This window comes from Streptomyces sp. NPDC026500 (assembly GCF_055567635.1).
Genome location: NZ_JBVHQB010000034.1, coordinates 1 through 18,693, shown reverse-complemented (window position 1 = coordinate 18,693; position 18,693 = coordinate 1). Strand labels below are relative to the sequence as shown.

At 70.4% G+C, this 18,693-nt stretch carries 14 protein-coding genes and 1 pseudogene; 8 read left to right on the top strand and 7 right to left on the bottom strand.

Features of this window, described 5'->3' with window-relative positions:
- The first annotated feature begins 553 nt into the window (after positions 1 to 553).
- The 4 genes from ACZ4N5_RS38715 (at position 554) to ACZ4N5_RS38700 (ending at position 6,167) form a co-directional block, all read left to right on the top strand.
- The gene (locus ACZ4N5_RS38715; protein ID WP_467761700.1) at positions 554 to 694 is read left to right on the top strand and encodes a hypothetical protein; all 141 of its coding nucleotides are present in this window, start codon (positions 554 to 556) and stop codon (positions 692 to 694) included.
- A 122-nt stretch (positions 695 to 816) separates the two neighbouring features.
- A complete protein-coding gene (locus ACZ4N5_RS38710) occupies positions 817 to 1,662 on the top strand; it encodes a hypothetical protein (protein WP_467761699.1) in 846 nt (281 codons plus the stop codon).
- Entirely contained in the window at positions 1,662 to 3,950 is a 2,289-nt protein-coding gene (locus ACZ4N5_RS38705; protein WP_467761698.1) for a bifunctional serine/threonine-protein kinase/ABC transporter substrate-binding protein, read from the top strand. Before ACZ4N5_RS38710 ends, ACZ4N5_RS38705 begins: the two co-directional genes overlap by 1 nt.
- A 39-nt stretch (positions 3,951 to 3,989) precedes the next feature.
- A complete protein-coding gene (locus ACZ4N5_RS38700; protein WP_467761697.1) occupies positions 3,990 to 6,167 on the top strand; it encodes a bifunctional serine/threonine-protein kinase/ABC transporter substrate-binding protein in 2,178 nt (725 codons plus the stop codon).
- A gap of 3 nt (positions 6,168 to 6,170) precedes the next feature.
- Here the strand turns inward: ACZ4N5_RS38700 and ACZ4N5_RS38695 are convergent, their stop codons facing one another.
- From ACZ4N5_RS38695 to ACZ4N5_RS38675, 5 genes are all read right to left on the bottom strand, one after another.
- A complete protein-coding gene (locus ACZ4N5_RS38695; RefSeq protein WP_467761696.1) occupies positions 6,171 to 9,071 on the bottom strand; it encodes a helix-turn-helix transcriptional regulator in 2,901 nt (966 codons plus the stop codon).
- Positions 9,072 to 9,145: 74 nt separating this feature from the next.
- Positions 9,146 to 9,838 (bottom strand): hypothetical protein, encoded by a 693-nt coding sequence (locus tag ACZ4N5_RS38690; RefSeq protein ID WP_467761695.1) that lies wholly within the window; start codon positions 9,836 to 9,838, stop codon positions 9,146 to 9,148.
- 209 nt (positions 9,839 to 10,047) lie between these two features.
- Positions 10,048 to 10,182, bottom strand: a complete 135-nt coding sequence (locus ACZ4N5_RS38685; RefSeq protein WP_467761694.1) for a hypothetical protein — start codon at positions 10,180 to 10,182, stop codon at positions 10,048 to 10,050.
- 431 nt (positions 10,183 to 10,613) lie between these two features.
- Positions 10,614 to 12,821: an ATP-binding protein gene (locus tag ACZ4N5_RS38680; RefSeq protein WP_467761693.1), complete on the bottom strand. Its 2,208-nt coding sequence runs from the start codon at positions 12,819 to 12,821 to the stop codon at positions 10,614 to 10,616.
- A 342-nt stretch (positions 12,822 to 13,163) separates the two neighbouring features.
- Complete coding sequence (locus ACZ4N5_RS38675; protein ID WP_467761692.1) at positions 13,164 to 13,946, bottom strand: intradiol ring-cleavage dioxygenase; 783 nt, start codon at positions 13,944 to 13,946, stop codon at positions 13,164 to 13,166.
- Positions 13,947 to 14,559: 613 nt separating this feature from the next.
- Between ACZ4N5_RS38675 and ACZ4N5_RS38670 the strand changes: the two genes are divergently transcribed.
- Positions 14,560 to 14,913, top strand: a complete 354-nt coding sequence (locus tag ACZ4N5_RS38670; protein ID WP_467761691.1) for a hypothetical protein — start codon at positions 14,560 to 14,562, stop codon at positions 14,911 to 14,913.
- 315 nt (positions 14,914 to 15,228) lie between these two features.
- On the opposite strand, the gene ACZ4N5_RS38665 is transcribed toward ACZ4N5_RS38670, so the two are convergent.
- Positions 15,229 to 16,116 (bottom strand): GNAT family N-acetyltransferase, encoded by an 888-nt coding sequence (locus ACZ4N5_RS38665; protein WP_467761690.1) that lies wholly within the window; start codon positions 16,114 to 16,116, stop codon positions 15,229 to 15,231.
- 165 nt (positions 16,117 to 16,281) lie between these two features.
- On the opposite strand from ACZ4N5_RS38665, the pseudogene ACZ4N5_RS38660 reads away from it, so the two are divergent.
- A pseudogene (locus ACZ4N5_RS38660) lies at positions 16,282 to 16,455 on the top strand (transposase); the annotation flags it as partial.
- Positions 16,456 to 16,607: 152 nt separating this feature from the next.
- On the opposite strand, the gene ACZ4N5_RS38655 reads toward ACZ4N5_RS38660, so the two are convergent.
- Positions 16,608 to 16,730: a hypothetical protein gene (locus ACZ4N5_RS38655; protein WP_467761689.1), complete on the bottom strand. Its 123-nt coding sequence runs from the start codon at positions 16,728 to 16,730 to the stop codon at positions 16,608 to 16,610.
- Between the two features lie 660 nt (positions 16,731 to 17,390).
- Between ACZ4N5_RS38655 and ACZ4N5_RS38650 the strand changes: the two genes are divergently transcribed.
- A complete protein-coding gene (locus tag ACZ4N5_RS38650; RefSeq protein WP_467761688.1) occupies positions 17,391 to 18,152 on the top strand; it encodes a hypothetical protein in 762 nt (253 codons plus the stop codon).
- A 207-nt stretch (positions 18,153 to 18,359) separates the two neighbouring features.
- Positions 18,360 to 18,551 carry a hypothetical protein gene (locus ACZ4N5_RS38645; protein WP_467761687.1) on the top strand — a complete coding sequence of 64 codons (192 nt, stop codon included), beginning with the start codon at positions 18,360 to 18,362 and terminating at the stop codon, positions 18,549 to 18,551.
- Positions 18,552 to 18,693 lie beyond the last annotated feature (142 nt).

Genomic DNA, 18,693 nt, shown 5'->3' with positions numbered 1-18,693 from the left:
CAGTGTACGCGCGGTTGGCGGAACGGCTTGGAGGTTGGCCTCATCCTTATCAGGTCGATCGCGGTCCCCCTGGAGGTCCGAGGGATGTCAGCCTTGCGAGGATGGGGTGACCGTTGGAGGCCGCGCTCGTCCGGGTCGGTCCGTCGCTGTTGGTGTCAGTTGCTGATGTCAGGCGCCAGGGCCTCTCTTGACAGACCGCCCATCGCGCCCAGGTACGTCGGAAGAGCGTTCTGACAAACTGCCCGCTTTGTGAAGATCGTCCTGCGCGCGTCCTTTCCGGTCTGGTCGCTTAACTGTCACGTGCCAAGGTCAAACCCAGCGCCGAGGCACGATCACCCACGGGCTCTGGGACCACGTCACGCACGACGGGCTGGCCGGGACGTCACTGGGCTTCGCCGTACTCGGGAGGCCGATGGTGCCCGGCATACCGTGGTGGATCGGCCCTGCACAGGCGTCCACGCTGGTCGGAATCGTCGGCTCGGTCTGGGCGACCGTCCCCGTCGGGGGTCGCGGGCTGCTGAGGCGCTAACACGGCTCGCCTCCACTGGGCATCGTGCGGCCCGTACTGTTCTGGGCGCCGGTGGCGGTGAAGACGACGCTGGGCGCCGTCGCCTCCGCCCTGTTCCCCGATGGGCGTATCCCGGTCGTCTTCTTCGAACGGTTCCTGTGCGTGTTGCGGGCCCGTTGGTGCTGACCGCGACTGTCGTCGTTCCGCTTGCGGATTACGTAACCAGATACGTGGTTCTACGGAGGTCCGTTCCCTCCCGGCCATCTATGTTCGACGAGTCGAATGGCACGGCGGTGTGAGGGGACTGAGTGACAAGCAACGCCCATGGGATGCGGGGCAGTTGGATGACGCTGCTGGTCGCGGGGACTCTGCTGGCCGGGTGTTCGGCCCAGGGGACGGACAACCAGCTTTCGCGGCAGAGCGATTCGCCCTCGGCCGGTACTTCGCCGCGCGCCTCGGCCAGTTCCTCGCCGGTCAGGGGGGAGACCCCGTCGGCCGGCGCGTCCGCCGCCTCTTCCGTCTTCACGCCCGATGCCTCCCTCGTCCCCCGGACCTCGAAGGACGGGCGCCGGCTGGCCGAATCCGTCGTGCTCGCCCCGGCCGGCTGGGGGCGGAGTTTCGTCGCCCAGACTCCGGCCGAGAGCACCCCGGGCACCTGGGCCGCGCTGAACGAGGACTGCCGCTGGCAGCGTGAGAAGCTCTCGCGCGGGATGCTGGCGAGCACGTCCCGCTACAGTCGGCTGCCGGCCGGCGCAGGCAAAGGCGCGGTCAAGGTGACGGCGGTCGCCACCGTGCATGCCTCCGTCCTCGGCGCCGACGAGCAGCTGAGCACCACCCTCGAAGAGGTGCTTCGTTGCCCGGAGCAGCGGCCCCGGTCCGACGAGCGGATCACGGGTCTCATGTCGCTCGGCACGCCCTTCGGCGCCCGCGAGCAGGAGTACGCCGACGACTCCGTACTCGAGGCCGGCGATTACGTGGAGAACGGCGGTGCCGCACAGCCGTACCGGTGGATGGTCGCCCGGCTGGGCACGGTCGTCGTGGCCGTCTCCGTGACGGGCGCGAAGGGCAACACCGCGCAGGAACTCGAACAACTGGGGAGCAAGGCCCTGGCTCAGATGCTGACGCGCATCGAGCAGCGGCTGAAGGGGAAGTGATGGAGCCGCTGCGAACTTCGGATCCTGCCAGGCTGGCGGGCTACCGGCTGCTGGGACGGCTCGGTGCGGGCGGTATGGGGGTGGTGTACCTGGCCCGCTCGGCCGGCGGAACTCTGGTCGCGCTGAAGGTGATTCAGGCCGAGTACGCCGAGGACCCCGATTTCCGGGAGCGATTCCGGCGTGAGGCGGACACGGCCCGCCGGATGACCAGCCCGTGGGTGGCGTCCCTGGTGGACGCGGACCCCGAGGCGGCACAGCCCTGGCTCGCGACCACCTTCGTCCCCGGTCCCTCGCTCGCCGAGGCTCTCGCCGCGCACGGGCCGCTGCCGGTGCCGAGCCTGCGGGTGCTCGGGGCGCGGCTCGCCGAGGCGCTGCGGGAGCTGCACGCGGCCGGTCTCGTGCACCGGGACGTCAAGCCGGGCAATGTGCTGCTGGCGCTCGACGGCCCACGGCTGATCGACTTCGGTGTGGCCCGCAATTTTGAGGACGCTGCGCTCACCTCGACCGGTGTCGTGGTGGGCACGCCGGGGTTCCTGCCACCGGAACAGGCGCGGGGCGGGCGGGATCCGGGACCGGCCGGAGACGTCTTCTCGTTGGGCTGCGCGCTGGCCTTCGCCGCGACGGGGCGCCTTCCGTTCGGCACCGGGTCGATCGACGCGCTGCTGTACCGGACGGTGCACGACGCGCCGGATCTGGAGGGTGTTCCGGCGGAGCTCGCCGAGGTGGTGAGCAGTTGTCTGGAGAAGGACCCGGAGCTGCGGCCTACGGCCGAGGCTCTGTCCGAGGCCCTCACGGTCGCCGCGCCCTTGTCGCCCTCGTCGCCCGCCTCGCCTTCCGACCCGCGGGAGGCCTTGCGCGTCGTACGTCCTCCAGAACCCGAGGACGACAGGATTCCCGGCGAAACGGAGTCGGCCCCCGGCGACGAGGCCTGGCTGCCCGAGCCGTTGGTCAGGCTGATCGCGGAACGGTCGGCCGCCGGGCTCGCGCTGCCCTCCATCGACGAGACCGAGGTCGACGCCGCGTCCGTCGGCACCGCTGCGACGGACACGGCGGCCGCGCAGCCCGCGGTCCGTGCCGTCGGCAGACGCCGTTTCCTCCTGCTGGCCGGAGGCGCGGCGGTGGTCACGGCCGGGGGCGGACTGGCCGCGTGGGCGGCGCTCTCCGGTGACGGCGAGAACGACAACGCCGCCCCGAACTCCAGCAGTCCCGTGTACACCCTCGGTCTGCACGCCGACCTGAGCGGCGATCAGAAGGCGGTCGGCCGGGCTCAGGAGCGGGGGCTGCGGCTGGCGGTCGACGAGTTCAACTCCCGTTCGGACAGTCCCTTCGTTCTCGCTGTGAAGACGGTGGACGACGGTGGCGATCCGGCCCGGGCACCCGAGGCGGCCGCGAAGCTCGTCGCCGACCGTTCCGTGCTGGCCGTGATCGGGCCCACCACGGACGCCACCGCCCTGGCCTCGCTGGCGGCGTACGACGCGGCCTCGCTGCCCCTGATCGCGGTGTCGCCCGGCGCCACCGTGCTGGGCGTGATGGGCAGCCGGTCCTTCCTGCACGCCCGGGTGACGGACGCGGTCCTGCCGTTCTACCTGGACGCGTATGTGCGCGGCACCGCGAAGTCGCGCACGGTCGGGATCGTCGACGACCGGGCGGCGGACGCCTACGGCTGGGAGATCAGCAGCACCCTCGCCAACATCCTGCGGAAGGAACGGCAGCCGGCCGTGCCGAAGGTGGTCAGCGCCCTGCGCACCGACTTCGGGCCGACCCTGGATGCCCTGCTCGACGGGGGCGCGGACTCCGTGGTGTTCGCCGGTTACCACGACCGGGCAGCGCTGCTGGCCCGGGAACTGGGCAGCCGTGACTTCCCAGGGGCCAGGGCCGCCGCCCAGGGGGTGCTCGACGCACGGTTCCTGTCCGCCGCGGGGGACGCGGCCGACGGCTGGGTGATCGTCGCCCCGGTCATGGACGCCACCGTGGCACCCGAGGCGAAGGCGTTCAGGGCCGCTTACCGCAAGCGTTTCGACGCGGAGCCGGAGCGGTACGCCGTCGAGACGTACGACGTGGCGCAACTTTCCGTACGCGGTCTGCGCTCGCTGACCGCCGGGCGCCGCACCCGGCAGAACCTGACGACGGCGCTGCGCTCGGCCACGTACAAGGGGATCAGCCGGAACCTCGCGTTCGACAAGACGACCGGGGCCCTGGTCATCGACGGCAGCGGGGTCTACCTGTGGAAGGTCGACGGCGGCCGGTTCGCGTACCAGGGCGTGGCGCCGTACCAGGTGTCCACCTGATGGGGCGCCCGTACCAGGTGTCCACCGGGTGAGGCGCTGATGCAGCCGTTGCGCGGCGCCGACCCGGCCAGGATCGCGGGCTACCGGCTGCTGCGCCGGCTGGGCGCGGGCGGCATGGGTGTGGTGTACCTGGCCCGCTCTGCCGGAGGCGCGCTCGCCGCGGTGAAGGTGATCCGTGCGGCGCACGCGGACGACGCGGGGTTCCGGGCCCGTTTCCGCCGTGAGGTGGAGACGGGGGGCCGAGTCGCCAACCCCTGGGTGGTACCGCTGCTCGACGCGGACCCGGACGCGGAGTCGCCGTGGCTCGCCACGGCGTTCGTGCCGGGGCCCTCACTGGCGGAGGCGGTGGAGGAGTGCGGGCCACTGCCGTACGGGACCGTCCGCGTCCTGGGCGCGCGGCTGGCCGAGGCACTGGACGCGGTGCACGGGGCGGGGCTGGTGCACCGGGACGTCAAACCCGGCAATGTGCTGCTCGCCGTCGACGGCCCCCGGATGATCGACTTCGGTATCGCCCGGATGCCGGAGGACACCGCGCTCACCGCCAGCGGGATGGTGGTCGGCTCCCCCGGGTTCCTCTCCCCCGAACAGGCGCAGGGCAGGGGCCGGGAGATCGGGCCGGCCAGTGACGTCTTCTCGCTCGGCTGTCTGCTGGTGTATGCCGTGACGGGCGAGCGCCCCTTCGGGCATGGCTCCGCGGCCGGGATGCTGGTGCGCACGGTCCATGACGAGCCGGAACTGGACGGCGTACCGGAGTCGTTGCTGCCACTGCTGCGGGGGTGCCTGGCGAAGGAGCCCGGCTCCCGGCCGGCCGTGGCTGAGATACGTCGGGCCCTGGACGGTACGGGCGAGGACGGGGGCTGGTTGCCGGAGCCCCTTACCCGGCTGATCGCGCGCCGTTCGGCCGCCGTGCTCGCTTTGCCCGCCGTCGACGCGACCGAGGTGTCCGGAGCGTCCGGAGCGACGGTGGCCGACGCAGCGCCCGGCGATGAGACGGCCGTCGGTCCGGCAGGCGCCACGCGCCGCCGCTTCCTGGTACTGGGCTCGGCCGCCGGGGTCCTGGCGGCCGGCGGAACGGCAGCGTGGTGGACGGCGAACCGTCCCGGCCGCACCTCGGCCCAGGGAAGCGGAACCCGGCTCCCCCGCCTGGTAGTCGCCCTGCACGCCGACCTGAGCGGCAGCGGCCGTACGACGGGCCGCGCCCAGGAGAACGGCGTCCGGCTCGCCCTTGACCACCTCAACTCCCGCGCCGGGCGCGGCTTCGACCTGGCGCTCCAGGTGCACGACGACGAAGGCAGCGCGACCCGGGCGCGGCAGGTCGCCCGGCGGCTGGCGGCCGACGACCGGGTCCGCGCGGTGCTCGGGCCGACCACCGACGCCTGTGCGAAGGCCACCCTCGGCCTCTACCAGCAGGCACGGCTCCCGATGGTCACCGTGTCGGTCGGACTGAACGAGGTGGACCCCACCAAGTACCGGGTGTACGCGGCCACCCGCCCCGATGACGCGACCCTGGCGGCGCCGGTCGTCGCGTACCTCGTCCGCACCGCCGGGGCCCGCAGGACGGTGCTGATCGACGATGCCGCCGAGGGCGACTTCAGCTGGCGTCTGTGCGCCGACGTCGACGAGGCCGTCCGATCCGGGCAGCGCGCCACGGTCCGGCGCACCCTCGCCGCCGAGGACGGCGCGGACCGTGACTTCCGGGCCCTCGCGGAGTCGGTGACGGATGCGGGAGCGGACGCGGTGGTGTTCGGCGGCGGGTACGCGCGGGCCGCACAGCTGGCCCGGGCGCTGCGCTCCGCCGGCTACTCCGGTGCGCGGCTGGCCGGCCAACGCGCCCTCGATCCCCGCTTCCTCACCTCGGCGGGCGACGCCGCCGACGGATGGGTGTTCGCCACCGCCTTCCTCGATCCGGCCCGGGTGACGGCCGCGAAGTCCTTCGTCGCCGCCTACCGCGCCCGCTTCGACACCGCACCGCCCTGGTACTCCGCCGAGGCCTACGACGCGACGCTCTTCGTGGCCCGCGCCATGACGGCCCTGGGCGCGTCGCGCGCGGAACGGGGCGCGATCATGGGCCGGTTGCGCGAGACCGACTACCGGGGGATCACCAAACGGCTGCGCTACGACGCGTCCACCTACCGGTACGCGGACGCGATGTACCTGTTCCGGGCGACCGGAGGCGCCTTCCGCTGTCTCGGCGACTACCGGGACGCCACGGCCTGAGTTTCATTGTTCACGCGCGCGCCGGTCCAGGACCGTGCGCGTCATGAGGCCCGCCAGCGCCGAGCGGGACGACACGGAGGTCTTCCGGTAGATCGCCGAGAGGTGGGTCTCGACCGTACGGCGGCTGAGGTACAGCTTGGTCGCGATGGCCTGGTTGCTCAGTCCTTCGGCGACGAGTTCCGCGATCTCCCATTCACGTGCGGTCAGTTGATCGAGTTCCGTGGGAGCGAGGGGTGCCTCCTCGGCTTGGGGACGCACGAGCGCGGCCAGGTCGGACAGCAGGCGCGCGCCGCCGTCGTCGGCGATACGGCGGGCCCGCTCCCACATCGCGACGGCGCGCGGACCGTCGCCCGCGGCCTGTGCCTGGGTCGTCGCCAGCAGCAGCGAGTACGCCTCCCAGAGCCTCGCGCCGGAGGGTGCGTACGCCTGCGCGGCACGCTCGAAGAGGTCTGCGGCCGCGCGGGCGTCACCCTGGTGCTGGGCGAGCGCCGCCTCGGCCCGCAGTGCCGCCCCGCGCTGGCCGTGCAGCCCCATCCGGTCGGCCTCCTCGACGGCTCGTGCGGCCCAGCGCGCGGCCTGCTCGGTGTCGCCGATCGCGAGGGCGGTGCTGACGAGGGTGTCCAGCTGGCCTGGGCGTATGGAGGGTTGCAGCCCCAGCAGTTCAGGACCGCCCGCCCTCAGGATGGCGTCCTGCGCGCGGTACTGGTCGCCGCTCACGAGCGCCGTGTGACCGAGCACGCAGCCGGCCAGCGACGCCCACCAGTGGCGGCTTCCGCCGGCCGCGGCCACGGCCTCCTCGGCGGTCAGCAAGGCCCCGGTGTCGCCCAGGGGGCGGTGCGGGAGCAGGATCAGCGCCTTGAAACACAGGGTGAAGGCCAGGAGATCGCTGCTGCCGATGGCTCGTGCGACGGATTCCGCCTCCTCCGCCGACTCCAGGGCGGACGGCAGCCGACAGGTGTTGAGGTGCACGAAGGCCTTGCTGCTCAGCAGGTGTGGCATGACGTGGACCTGGCCGCTTCGACGGGCGATGTCCAGCCCCCGGTCGGCGTGACGTTCCGCGTCGGTGTAGCGCTCCAGCAGGGCTTCCGCCCAGGCCAGCCACACGAGTGACTCGCACAGTTCCGTGAGGTTGGGGTCGGTCAGACCGTCGGCGAGCCCGGCGGCGGCATCGGCGAACCGGCGGGCCGCCTCCGTCTCCCCTTCGTAAGCCTCGCCCAACGACCCCAGCGCCAGGGCCCCCATCTCACCCATGAGGTCGCCGTGGGAGCGGGCCGTCGCGAGCGTCCGCTCGAGGTCGTCGCGTACGTCGGGGTAGGAGACGGTGTTCAGGGCCGCCATGCCCAGCGCGAGCCCCAGGGAGACCGCTTGGCGGGGCTCAGGACCAGGGCTGCGGACCAGTTCCCGTTGCAGCAGGGCGATCGCTTCCGGGGAGTGTCCGAGGTGCCGTTCCATCATCGCGCACAGCGCTATCGCGTCCCCGCGCAGCGATGCGTCGTCCGGCCCGGACCTGCTGATCAGCGTGTGGAGCAGATCGCGGCTCTCCCGCAGGCTGCCGCCCACACCGAGGGCTCTGGCGCGCGCCAGCGTCAAATCCCCACGCTGCTGGGCGTGGGCGGGTGCCTCCGGCATGAGTCGGAGGACGACCTGCAGCAGATGAGCGGCGGTAGCGGGCGCCGTGTGGGCGAATTGGGCGGCCGCCTCGCTCAACACGGCCGCCGACACCGGATCCCAGCCGACCAGCGACCTCTCGACATGATGAGCCCGCTCGGCGGCGGAGGCTCCTGCCCGCGCCAGTTCGTCCGCCGCGCCCCGGTGGATCTCGGCACGGCGCGGTGCGGGGGTGTTCTCGTAGACCAGTGCCCGCAGCAGCGGGTGGCGCAGGGTCCAGCGCCCGTCGGACCCCCTGCGCAGCAGATCCCGTCGCGCCAATGCACCGATGCAGTCGTCGAGTTCCTCCGCCGTGTTGGGTCCGGTCGTCAGGCTCAGCATCGCGGGCGTGGCATGGTCACCGAGGACCGCCACCGCTTCGACGGTACGGCGCTGCGCCTCGGTCAGCGCGGTCAGTTCGTCCAGCAGCAGCGATCCCAGTCCGCTCGGCACGCCGGACGCGGTGTCGTCGTGGACCCGGACGGTGGTGCCGCGCGACGACGCGCCGTGCCGGTAGGCGTGCATGAGGGAGAGGAGATAGAGCGGGTTGCCCTCGCTGGATTCATAGATCTTGCTGGCGTCGCCCGGTGGCAGGTCGGCGGCCAGCGCCTCGATCGAGTCCTGCTCGGGCAGCGGCCGCAGCGGCATGCGCAGTACGGCTCCGCTGTCGACGCCGCGTGTCAGAGCGGCGGCAAGCGAGTGTGGCGTCTGTCGTTCGCGCCGGGCCACGACCAGCAGCACCCGGCCTGACGCCCGGTGTCGGATCAAGTGGTCCAACAGCTCCAGGGACGCGGGATCCGCCCAGTGCAGGTCGTCCAGGGCCATCACCAACCCGCTCCGCTCCCCGAGCCTGCTCAGCACTTCCGTGACGGCACGATAGAGGCCGAATCGATCGCGGTTGCCCGTGCCCGACGCGGCGCCGTGCACACTGTCGGCGCCGTACAGCACCGGTGCCGCCGCCTCGGGTACGTCGTGCGAGTCGAGAAAGGCACGATCGACGTCGGCGAACGCGTCCGTGAACGTCTGGAACGGAGTGTGCCGCTCGTACTCCGTGGCCCTGCCGCGCAGCACGGTCAGCCCACGCGCCCGCGCACAAAATTCGCTCAGCAGCCGACTCTTCCCCATACCGGCGTCTGCGGCGACGTCGACCACGGCGGGGACGCCGCCCTTCCCCAGACCGGCGATCACCGAGTCGAACCGCCTCAGTTCCTCGGATCTGCCGACCAGCGTCGTCGCCGTCCCGTCCAACGCTGACACCAGCGCGTCTCCATTCTCCACCGAGTTTGCATGATCATTCCAGAGCGGTCCCCTGGGCGGCCGCGCCCCGGCCATCAGACCTGGGCCGGTGCGTTCCCGCTGGGTGAGTCCTCGACGCGGGTGGCCTGGGCCCGCCGGAGCACTCCTCTCAGCCCCACCAGCGCGGCGGCGGTTCCGGCTCCGACGGGAACGACCGGCCAGTACGCGATGCTGTTCCCGAAAGCGGCGCACCCCATGAGCACGAAGCTCGCCGCCGTCCCGACGAGGAACCCGAACGCCACCGCCGGGGACCGGTCCCGCCGCACCAGCCGCACCCGGCCGCCGAGGCCGGCCAGGTACGCGGCAGCGGCCAGGGCGAGGGCGATCAGGTACCCCATGATCAACGGGTAGAGCATGAACAGTGCCATGTCCCACCCACCGGGATGCCAGCCGGGCCACACGCCACGCCCGTCGATCTCCACGACCCGCCCGTGCCACAGGCCCGCCTGGACCCGCTGTCCCTCCTGGAGGTCGTTCGCGGAATCGTCCGGAACGCCGTCCACCGTCTTCCTCTCGTCACCGACGCGCAGTTCGATCGTGTACTTGGTGGTGACGATCCACACGCCGCTGCCGCCGTCCTGGCCTCCGCCGTCTCTCCCACTGGTCGTGTGGGACGTCAGCTTCGTAATGGTGGCCTCGGCCGTGTGCAGCGTCCCGTTCGACCGTGCGTGCGCGACGCCCGTCTCCTCGTAGGTGCGCATGGCGAGCAGCAGGATCAAGGCAGCCATGACCAGGCGGAACACCCAGCGCAGCGCATGGCCTCGCACTGTCCTGGGCCGCCTCGCGCCCGGACTCGTCCGCGACGTCGTGTCCCCGGTCTGCTCCTGCGTCATCGCGCCCCCTCGCCTTCCGGTCGGGAACAGACGAAAGCCGCCCCACCGGATCACACGCCGCACAGCTGACCATGGTTGCGGTCGACCACCCGGCCGTGACCGCGTCACGGATGGCAGATGTCCCAGGCCGCCGACCCGGTGAGTGAGGGGTTCGGGGTGGACCGGTCCGCGTCGCACTGTGCGCGATCCTGCCACGGGAGCAGCCGGTACGCGCCGATCCGCTCCGTCCCGAACCGCACGTCCGCGTCCCTGCGGTGGCCAAATCCTGTGTCTTCCGCGGCAGTTCCCCGCCGACCTGTCCCGCGAGCCGCGCGAGGCCGAGCTGCTCTCCGGCCGTCTCGGCACCCAGCGGTTCTCCCCTTACTGACCCCGCGATGAACCACCGCTAGAGTCGCCCGGTGGCCGCGGACGGCAGGGGCATCGAGACGAGGAGCCCGGACGATGGGTCCGCTCACGCCCACGCACCCGCGCCCAGCCCGACACCCATGCACGAGTGGACCGGTGAACTAGTACATCGAGCAGCAGAACCAGCCGCTCTGACATGCGCCAGGTCAACACTGCGGATCCGTGCTGACATCCGAGGTCAGAGCAGTCCCAGATTCGCTTCACCACCGGGCCGAAGCCCGGTGGACTGCGAATAGTCCCGGTAGCGGGCGACGCTCTCGCGTCGTCAGGCATCGTCCTTGCTTCGTGTGGCCGCCCACACAGCGATCCGAGTGCGTGAGCGCAGGCCCAGTTTGTCGCGGATCTTGTCCAGGTGCGTGGCGACGGTATGCGCCGAAAGACCCAGCTGCTCGGCGATCTGGCGGTTGGTCAGCCCCTCGGCGACGAGCTCAGCGACCATGAACTCCCGGCCCGTGAGAGGGAACTGGTCCACGACGACCGCCGTGGCGTAAGACGCCGAGCGAGGGTTGCCGCTTCCCCTCCGCAGGGCGTATGCGACGAGCCGGTCCCCGCGCAGCCGACGTCCACCGCTGACGGCCGCGTCCTGCGCAGCTGCCGACAGCCCTGCCCGCGCACGAGCCGCCGTCAGTTCCACTCGCTGGCGCCATGGGTCCTCCGGCTCGGTGTCCAACCGGCGGCGTGCAAGTGCGCTCGCCTCGTACAAGCGCAGCGCTCGCCGCAAGTCACCGCGCTCGGCGGCCACGAGGGCCAGGCCCTCGACCGGGTACAGCGCGTGGAAGCTTGCTTCGGGGACGATGCGGAGCACCTCGCCGAACAGTTCCTCGGCGTTGTCCAGACGGCCCAGGGACAGCCGTACGGCGCCGGCGGTGTGCAGGGCGGCGGCAGCCCGGCTCCAGTGAGCCTGCTCCTTGAGCACCGGAAGGCAACGAGCCATGAGCAAGTCGGCCTCGGCCTCCGCGCCCGCCTGGAGCAGAGCCCAAGCCAGGTGATGGGTGCACCATGCGGTGTCCTCTCGTCGGCCGAGCGCACAGACGATACGCAGGCACTCGCGCAGGTCCTCGACGGCGGCGGCGAATTCACCGCGGCACAGCCGTGCTGCCGCCCGCGCGTCCAGGGCATTGGCGAGACCGGCGGGGTGGTCGCGCGTGCTCTCCTGGCGTACCGCCTGCTCACCAAGGCGTAGTGCTCCGGCCAGGTCGGTCTGCTGACAGGCGACACGGGTGGCGAGTGCCGCCACCGCACCGTCGAGGGCGGGCCCGGCAGGCAGCCGCAGAAGTTTGTCCAGTAGCGAGCGGGCAGCCGAAGGCTGTTCATGCTGGTAGTACACGCGGGCCAGTTCCAGGGCCAGCCGGTCGCGCGAAGCGCCACCGCCGCCTCCGGTGTCGGCCAAGGCCGCCGCGAGATTGTCCCGTTCGCCGGTGAGCGGCCCAACAGCCTGGTCGGCGAACACCTCGCCACCGCCCCGTTCCGTGAGTCTGTTCAGCCAGTCGAGGGACTGCCGCCGTACGGCGTCCAGCTCGCCCGACGCGATCAGGTGTTCCATGGCGCAGGCGCGAACGGCGCTCAGCTGCCGGAACCGCGCGGGATGTGCGTTGTCCGGCAGCCGTACGATCAGCGACTTGGCCTCAAGTGCGCACAGGATGCGGAGAACTTGTCGGGGGGCGACGGTGCCGCCGGCGCAGACTGCCTCCGCGGCCCCCGCGTCGAATCCTCCGACGAGTACCGCGAGGCGCCGGAAGACCGCCTGTTCCGTCGGCTCGAGCAGTCGATGGCTCCAGGCGATCGCGGCGGTCAGTCCGGTGTGACGACGGGGACCTGTCCGGCTTCCGTCGGTCAAGAGCGACAGCTGGAACGGCCGGTCGTTCAGTGCGGCAAGGATGTCGTCCAGTGGAAGGGTGCCGACGCGCCGCGCCGCGAGCTCGATGGCGAGCGTCAGACCGTCCAGGTGACGGCATATCTCGGCGACAGTCGCACCGTTGCCACGCCCGAGGGTGAAGCCAGGCACACAGCCGGCGGCACGTTCGACAAACAAGCGGACGGCATCCGAGCGCAAAAGGGCGTCAGGGTCGTCCCCGGTGCTTGTCGGCGGCAGAGACAGCTCGCCAACCCGGAACACCGTCTCTCCGGGAACCCGCAGCGCCTCCCGGCTGGTGGCCAGGATCCGCAACCGGGGGCAGTGGCTCAGCAGGGTCGCGGCCAGCCGAGCGCACGGCTCCGCCAGATGTTCGCAGTTGTCCAGGATCAGCAGCCGGGAGGTGTTGCCGATCGCACGGACCAGAGCGTGGGTGCCGGGCCACTCCGCTCGCCTGCCCACGCCCAGCGCGCTGGCCACGGACTGCGCGAGCGGAGCGTCGTCGTGCAGCGACTCGAGTTCGATCAGGTCCACCCGGGCGTAGCGCTCAGGCAGCCCTTTGGCGAACTCCAGCGCCAGCCGCGTCTTGCCGACGCCACCGGCACCGGTCAGCGTGAGCAAGCGCGACGTCCTCAGCAGGGTGCGCAGGACGGAGAGTTCCTGCCGTCGCCCCACGAAGGAGTCGAGCGCTTGCGGCAGCCCGCGACCCGAGCCCGGAGGGGAGACATCCGGTGCGGTTGGCCCTTCCCTTCCGGAGCCTTTGTGCATCGAGCGTTGTCTGAACGCCCGTTGCCGGCACGCACTGGAGCAATACCGAGCCGGCCGACCGCCGTGCGATCCGGCGGTCAGCGCCGCTCCGCATAACTCACATGTCCTGTGCCGGGTCATCCCCGGTTCCTGGCCGCGGGCTTCCTGGGCGAAACCTTCCGGTCTCATCGGCTCGGCCGCCCTCGGGAGGGTGCGTCAGGGCGTTGCGACGGGATTGACACCGAGTATCACGGTGCCGGTTACTCCCTTGCCGAGGTCACTGCTCGCCTGGGTGATGCTCAGCAGGGTCGAGGACCCGCCGTTGCGGTATATGCCGTCCCTTGCGTTGAGGGTGCGGGTGGCCGTGTTGTTCCGGTACGGGGTCAAGGCGGCGATCTTGGTGTTGTACGTCTCGGGGAAGTAGAGCTGGCCCGTGTGGGATACGTGGCCTCCGTGGTACGTCCCGTTGGACACGGTTCCGCCAGCATGGGTTTTGACGTGGATGTGGAGTGCGCGGCCGACGTACCAGCCGGGATAGACGGTGGTGAATTCCGCGACGCCGGCGGAGTCGGTCAGCTGCACGCCTCGCAGGAATGTGGTGTCCGGTGTTGAGCCGCCCGCGGCGTAGCCGGAGTAGACACCGAGCGCGTCGCAATGCCAGATATCGACCGCCGTGTTGGGCAACGGGAAGCAGGTCGCGATGTCGACGACCGTCACGCGGAGGGTGAGTGGGACGCCCGCCTTGCCCTCGGTGATGTTCCTGCGGACCGTTTCGAGGTCCAGATAGTAGGGGCCTTCGGTCTGCTCGGGTGTCAGGACACAGGCAGCGGTCGGTCCGGCGGCGGCTTGGGGCCTGTTGCCCTGGTCTGCGGCTGCTGCGCGCGAAGCCGGGATTCCGAGAGCGGCCACGCCGAGGGCTGCGCCGCCCAGGGTGGTGAGGATGGATCTGCGGGTGGCGTCGGCCGGCTCCGCGGGGTCGTGGTGGGGGGTTTCAGTCATGCCGCCACGATGACCCGTGCAACGGTTTACCGGATCGGTCGGACGACCGATGAATCGGGCGCGTTACGAAACCCACCGCGTCGCCCGGACCTGGCCGGATGCCGGCCGCAGCCGGGCCCTGCTGGCCCCGGCACGGTCGACTTCGTATCCGGGGTCCGCGACGAGGCCAGGTGCTGGCCGGTCTCGCCCGGCACCGCATCGCCACCACCAGGCAGCTGCGCCGGAGGCTGTCACCGGCGCGCGATGATGCTGCCGGCCTCAGCCGGTGGGAACTGCGTGCCGGTGACCGCGCAGCCGGTGCAGGCCGACGAGGACGCCGTTCGGGATGCGATCCACCGGTCCAACGAGTCGACCTGGACTGCCCGGACCCCAAGAACTCCTAACAAAATGATCTTTGCTCGTCCGGCTTCGGAGTGCCGCGTCGACCTTGCCTCTCTGTCGCCGTCGCCCTGTCAGGTCGCGGGCAGCGATGGCAGGGGCCGGGTGGCGAGCTCCTGTGCTTCGGCGCGCGTCATGCCGAAGCACAGGAGACGGTGCCGCCGAGTCGACGGGAAAGCCGTTTGCCGAAAAGCTGGACCCCGACGTTGCCGTGATTTCGGCGAGCGGCGCGAACATGTCCTACGCCCATCCCAGCTGCGCGAAGACCACCCTGCTGGGCAAGTACTGCCTCGACGGGGCCGTCAGCCACAACGTGACCTGTTCGATGGGCAAGGGATTCCCGTACACGGTCTGGGACACCACCGAGTCGATCGTGACCACCGCCACCAACGGCGACGTGCGCTTCATCTCCGACGGCACGAACTGGCGGCTCCTGGCCAGTACGACGACGGCCTACGAACTCGGGCGTGAGGAACCCCACCCGCTGCTGCGCTCGATGGTCGCCAACGCGCCGTGGAACCGACGCCCGGCCGACCGCTTTCCGGCGGTCCGGCTTGACCGCGACCCGGACCTTGAACCACTCGCCTAACCGGAGGTGGCGCGCCCCCTGCGCGCCCGCCCCCTCCGTGCACGGCCTCACGTCGAGCGACCGCTCCCGTGACGTCACCGTCAAGGTGACCGCCAAGAAGACCGGCTGCACCAGCGGCACCGCCACGAACAAGGCAACCGACACCAGGTGCCCACCAGCAGTCGGGCCTCAAGCACGTTCTACTGGTGAAGAAGCAGTATTCGATCCATGCACTATTCGCGCAGCGGTCCGCGGCAGATGGTGCGCACAGCCCGCCGTATCGCCGGTGCGAGGGCCACTGACGAGCCTTCCTGGGCCGTTGTCCAGGGGCGACCCTCACCCGGCCTCTGGTGCGCCGTAGGAGAACTTGTACCCGGCGAAGTCGGCGACATGGACGTACCCAATGCGCTGGTAGAGGGCGTTGCTGGTGGCGTTGTCCGGGTCTGTGAACAGGACAACGTCAGTCGCCCCCGCGGTCAGCGCGGCCCTGCTCGCCTCGACCGTCACAGCTCCCGCGTAGCCGCGGCCGCGGAGGTGGGCCGGGGTGTAGACGGGGTCCACCCGGACCATGCCGCCGACGACCGAGGTCGAGGCCGCCATCGAGACGGGGGTGCCCTCCGGGGTCTCCCAGAACGTGAAGTGCCTGTCGCCGAAACGCGAGCCCTCCCAGGAGCCGGCGTCGATCAAGTCGATGGAGGACTGCTCCCCGACGTCGACACAGAACTCACGGCACCAGCGCACGATCTGCTCACGGTCCTTACCGTCCGTGAGGCGGCCCTGGTCCTCCGGGCGCGGCTGCGGTGGGGTGAGTGTGCCGAGACGGTAAAGATGCGTCCGCCAGAAAGGTACCGACGCCGCGCCCGTGTGCTGCTGCCATGACTCGGCGAAAGCGCCAGCGGTGTCATGGTCCGCGATAACGTTGGCGGGTGAGTGGCGGAGGCCGGCCAAGTGTGCAGCGAGGGTCTCAACCTGCTCGACAGAAAGGGGTGTGAGGCCCAGTCGTCCGAGGGGAGTGAGATAGAAGATCGCGCGGACCTCGCCCTCTGACTCCAGTCGGCCGAAAACGGCGGCTTCGTCGTCGGGATCGGCCGCCCTGCGTATCCGCAGCTTCTCGATGTCCGTCAGCGGCGTGTTGTGCAAGGCGGCGCGCGAGCAGAGGAAGTCCCCGGCTCGGGCGAGGAAGTCGTCGACGTCTTGGGTGAGGTGCCAGTCATCCGGGAGCATGCTTCATGATCCCGGACGATCTCGACTCGGGCGCCGCATTTTCAACGCCTTTCAGCCATGTGCCGTCCCCCTCGTCTGGCGCGGGCGCGTACGAGTCGCGCAGGGGCGCTGGCCGGGGGTGAAACTGGAGCGTGTCTCCTTGCCGGGTTGGTCAGTTGATCGGATATACCTGTCTGGTTAGTGATCACGGATGCGATGCGGGACCGGATCGAGTCGCTGCTGCCGGCCGATCCGGTCCGTGGTCGGCGCTGGGCCGAACACCGCTGAACCCTGGAGGCCATCGCGTGGAAGTGCCGCACGTGCTCGCCCTGGCGGGACCTGCCCCACGAGCTTTGTGCAACCTGTTCGTGTCAGGCAGTCAGTCAAGGGCAGCGAATAATGACCGTGAGGTAGAGCAGGCGTAACGACTGCTTTTGAGGTTTTCGGGTCTACTCCGTGACTTCGCAGGCCGCGAGGTAGTCGGCCCAGCTGTCCCGTGCGAAACGAGCCCATCACAGCGCGGTATCGGGATGGATGCCGAAGAGGTCGCTCGCGATGATCGGAGGGAGGTCGGCGACGGCTTCGATCATGGCGGTGTTGCGGGCGCTGATGCCCGGCAGGCCGTGTTGACGCATGAGCGAGTGAATGCCGTCAGCAGAGCGTGGTCGGCTGGGCGGGCGTCCGGGTAGCGGGTACGTGGGGTGGTCGCCCTTGGGTTGGTCGAGGATCGAGATGTGGCCGATAGGACGGCTGGTCTGTTCCTCGATGAGGCGGGCCAGTCTGGGCGGGAGAAGGACCGGGTCGCATGCTCTCACCGCAAGGGGTCCAGGCCATTGCCCAAGGCGTCCACGCAAGGCCGTTGCCCAAGCCCTCCCAGGGACAGGTGTCCACTTCATCGGGGCGCAGGACGCACGTCTCAGGGAGTTCCTGCTCGCATCGGAGCAGGGGCACTTCGAGCGGGGAAACGAGAAAGCGTTCTGCGCGCTCGGTCTCTGCGGCCCGGGCGCTGCGAATGTCGTCCGGCGTGTACCCCCTCGATCCCCCGCTGGTGGGGCTCGTGGCAGACCGGCCACGGATCGCGCGCCAACTCCGCGACGTGCAGGGGCGAGAGCACCGAGGGTGCACTGCGTCATGGTGCCAGGTACGCCGCTGAGTTGCCGGGCCCCCTACAGTGCCCCAAGAACCCCGTAGACGCGACCACCCATTCTCCCTGACAGGTCGTCAGGGTCAGCTCAGGGTTGAGGCGGGGACGTCACTGATAGCGGTTGCCCGGTCATGGCCAGCACTCTGTGGTCATGTTGAACATGACCACCGATGGCCGCCGCCCGTCTCTGGCCCACCGCGCCGCGCTCACTCTCGCCGGTGCCGCTGCGCTGGCAGGGCTCGCGGGGACATACACACCGAGCTTCGCGTACGCGGAGTCCAGTTCGAACACCACCGAGTCCACAACCGACTTCAGCGACTGCCCCGCCCTTCCGGCCGGGGCCGACCCCGCGCGCTGGCGGTGCGAAGTGCACACTGCGGCACCGCAGTTGACGATGGGGAACGCCACTGTGGCTCTCGCTCCGATCACCATGACGCACGCCGAAGGGCCGTTGCCGGACGGAACGAAGGCACAGGTATGGGGTGCGATGCACAGCACACCCACCGCCGTTCCGGGCGGGCTCACCGGCACTGAGGCAGATGAGCACTCGCGGCTCCTTCGGCTGGCGATCAAGCCGGAGTACGGTGACCGATCCGACTTCTATACCGGGCAGTTCAGCCTTCGCCTCAGGCTGTTGAGCCCTCTGCTGTCGCACCGATGCACCATCGGAGCGAGCGCGCCGGTCGACTTCCAGCTCAAGCGGTCGGGGCCCTCGCAATGGCTCTCGCAGGATCCGCCGGTGATCAAGTTCTCGGCCTACGACGACGCCTTCAGCGCCCCCGCCGCCGAACACTGCGGGCCCCTGACAACTCAACTCAACCGGCAACTGGGGCTGCCGGCTTCGAGCGGAAATCTGATGACCTACGACGCGATCTACACATTCCGAATGTACGACCAACTGCCGGCCGCGTAAGGTCAAACGTCCACCCTTCGCCCTGCCAGGCCACCGGCCCGGTAGACCACCCACCGCTCCGCGTCTGCCCGACGACCGCGTGAGACGCAAGCACGCACGGGGTTGCGCGGAAGCCGATCTCTCACTCGGTGGTGTGAACTTCCTGGCCACACCCGTAGCGGCTCATCACCACCGTGCGTTTGGGCTGTTGTGTCCGCTCCAGAATCCGTGCATATCTCGCTCTGGCTGCTCAACCACTTCAGCACCTTCACACTCGCCGTCGTCACCGTCGGTGGGACTGTCCTCCTCGCTGTGGGCGGCAGTGTGCTGTTGCGCCGCAAGTACCCCTCGGTGGCCCGTGGCGAGCACAACGAGATGGTCGGGGTGACGCTCGGCATGTTCGGCGCCTTCTACCTCTGATCTTGGCCGGTGCTCCGCCCTTCAGGGCGGGGGTGAAGGCCATCCTTGGCCCGGAGGCGCGAAGCGCCGGAGTGCTCTGCGCCTCCGGGGTGACGGTCAGACGGGGCGCTGCTGGTTTTCGATGTACTGCTTGACGACGGTC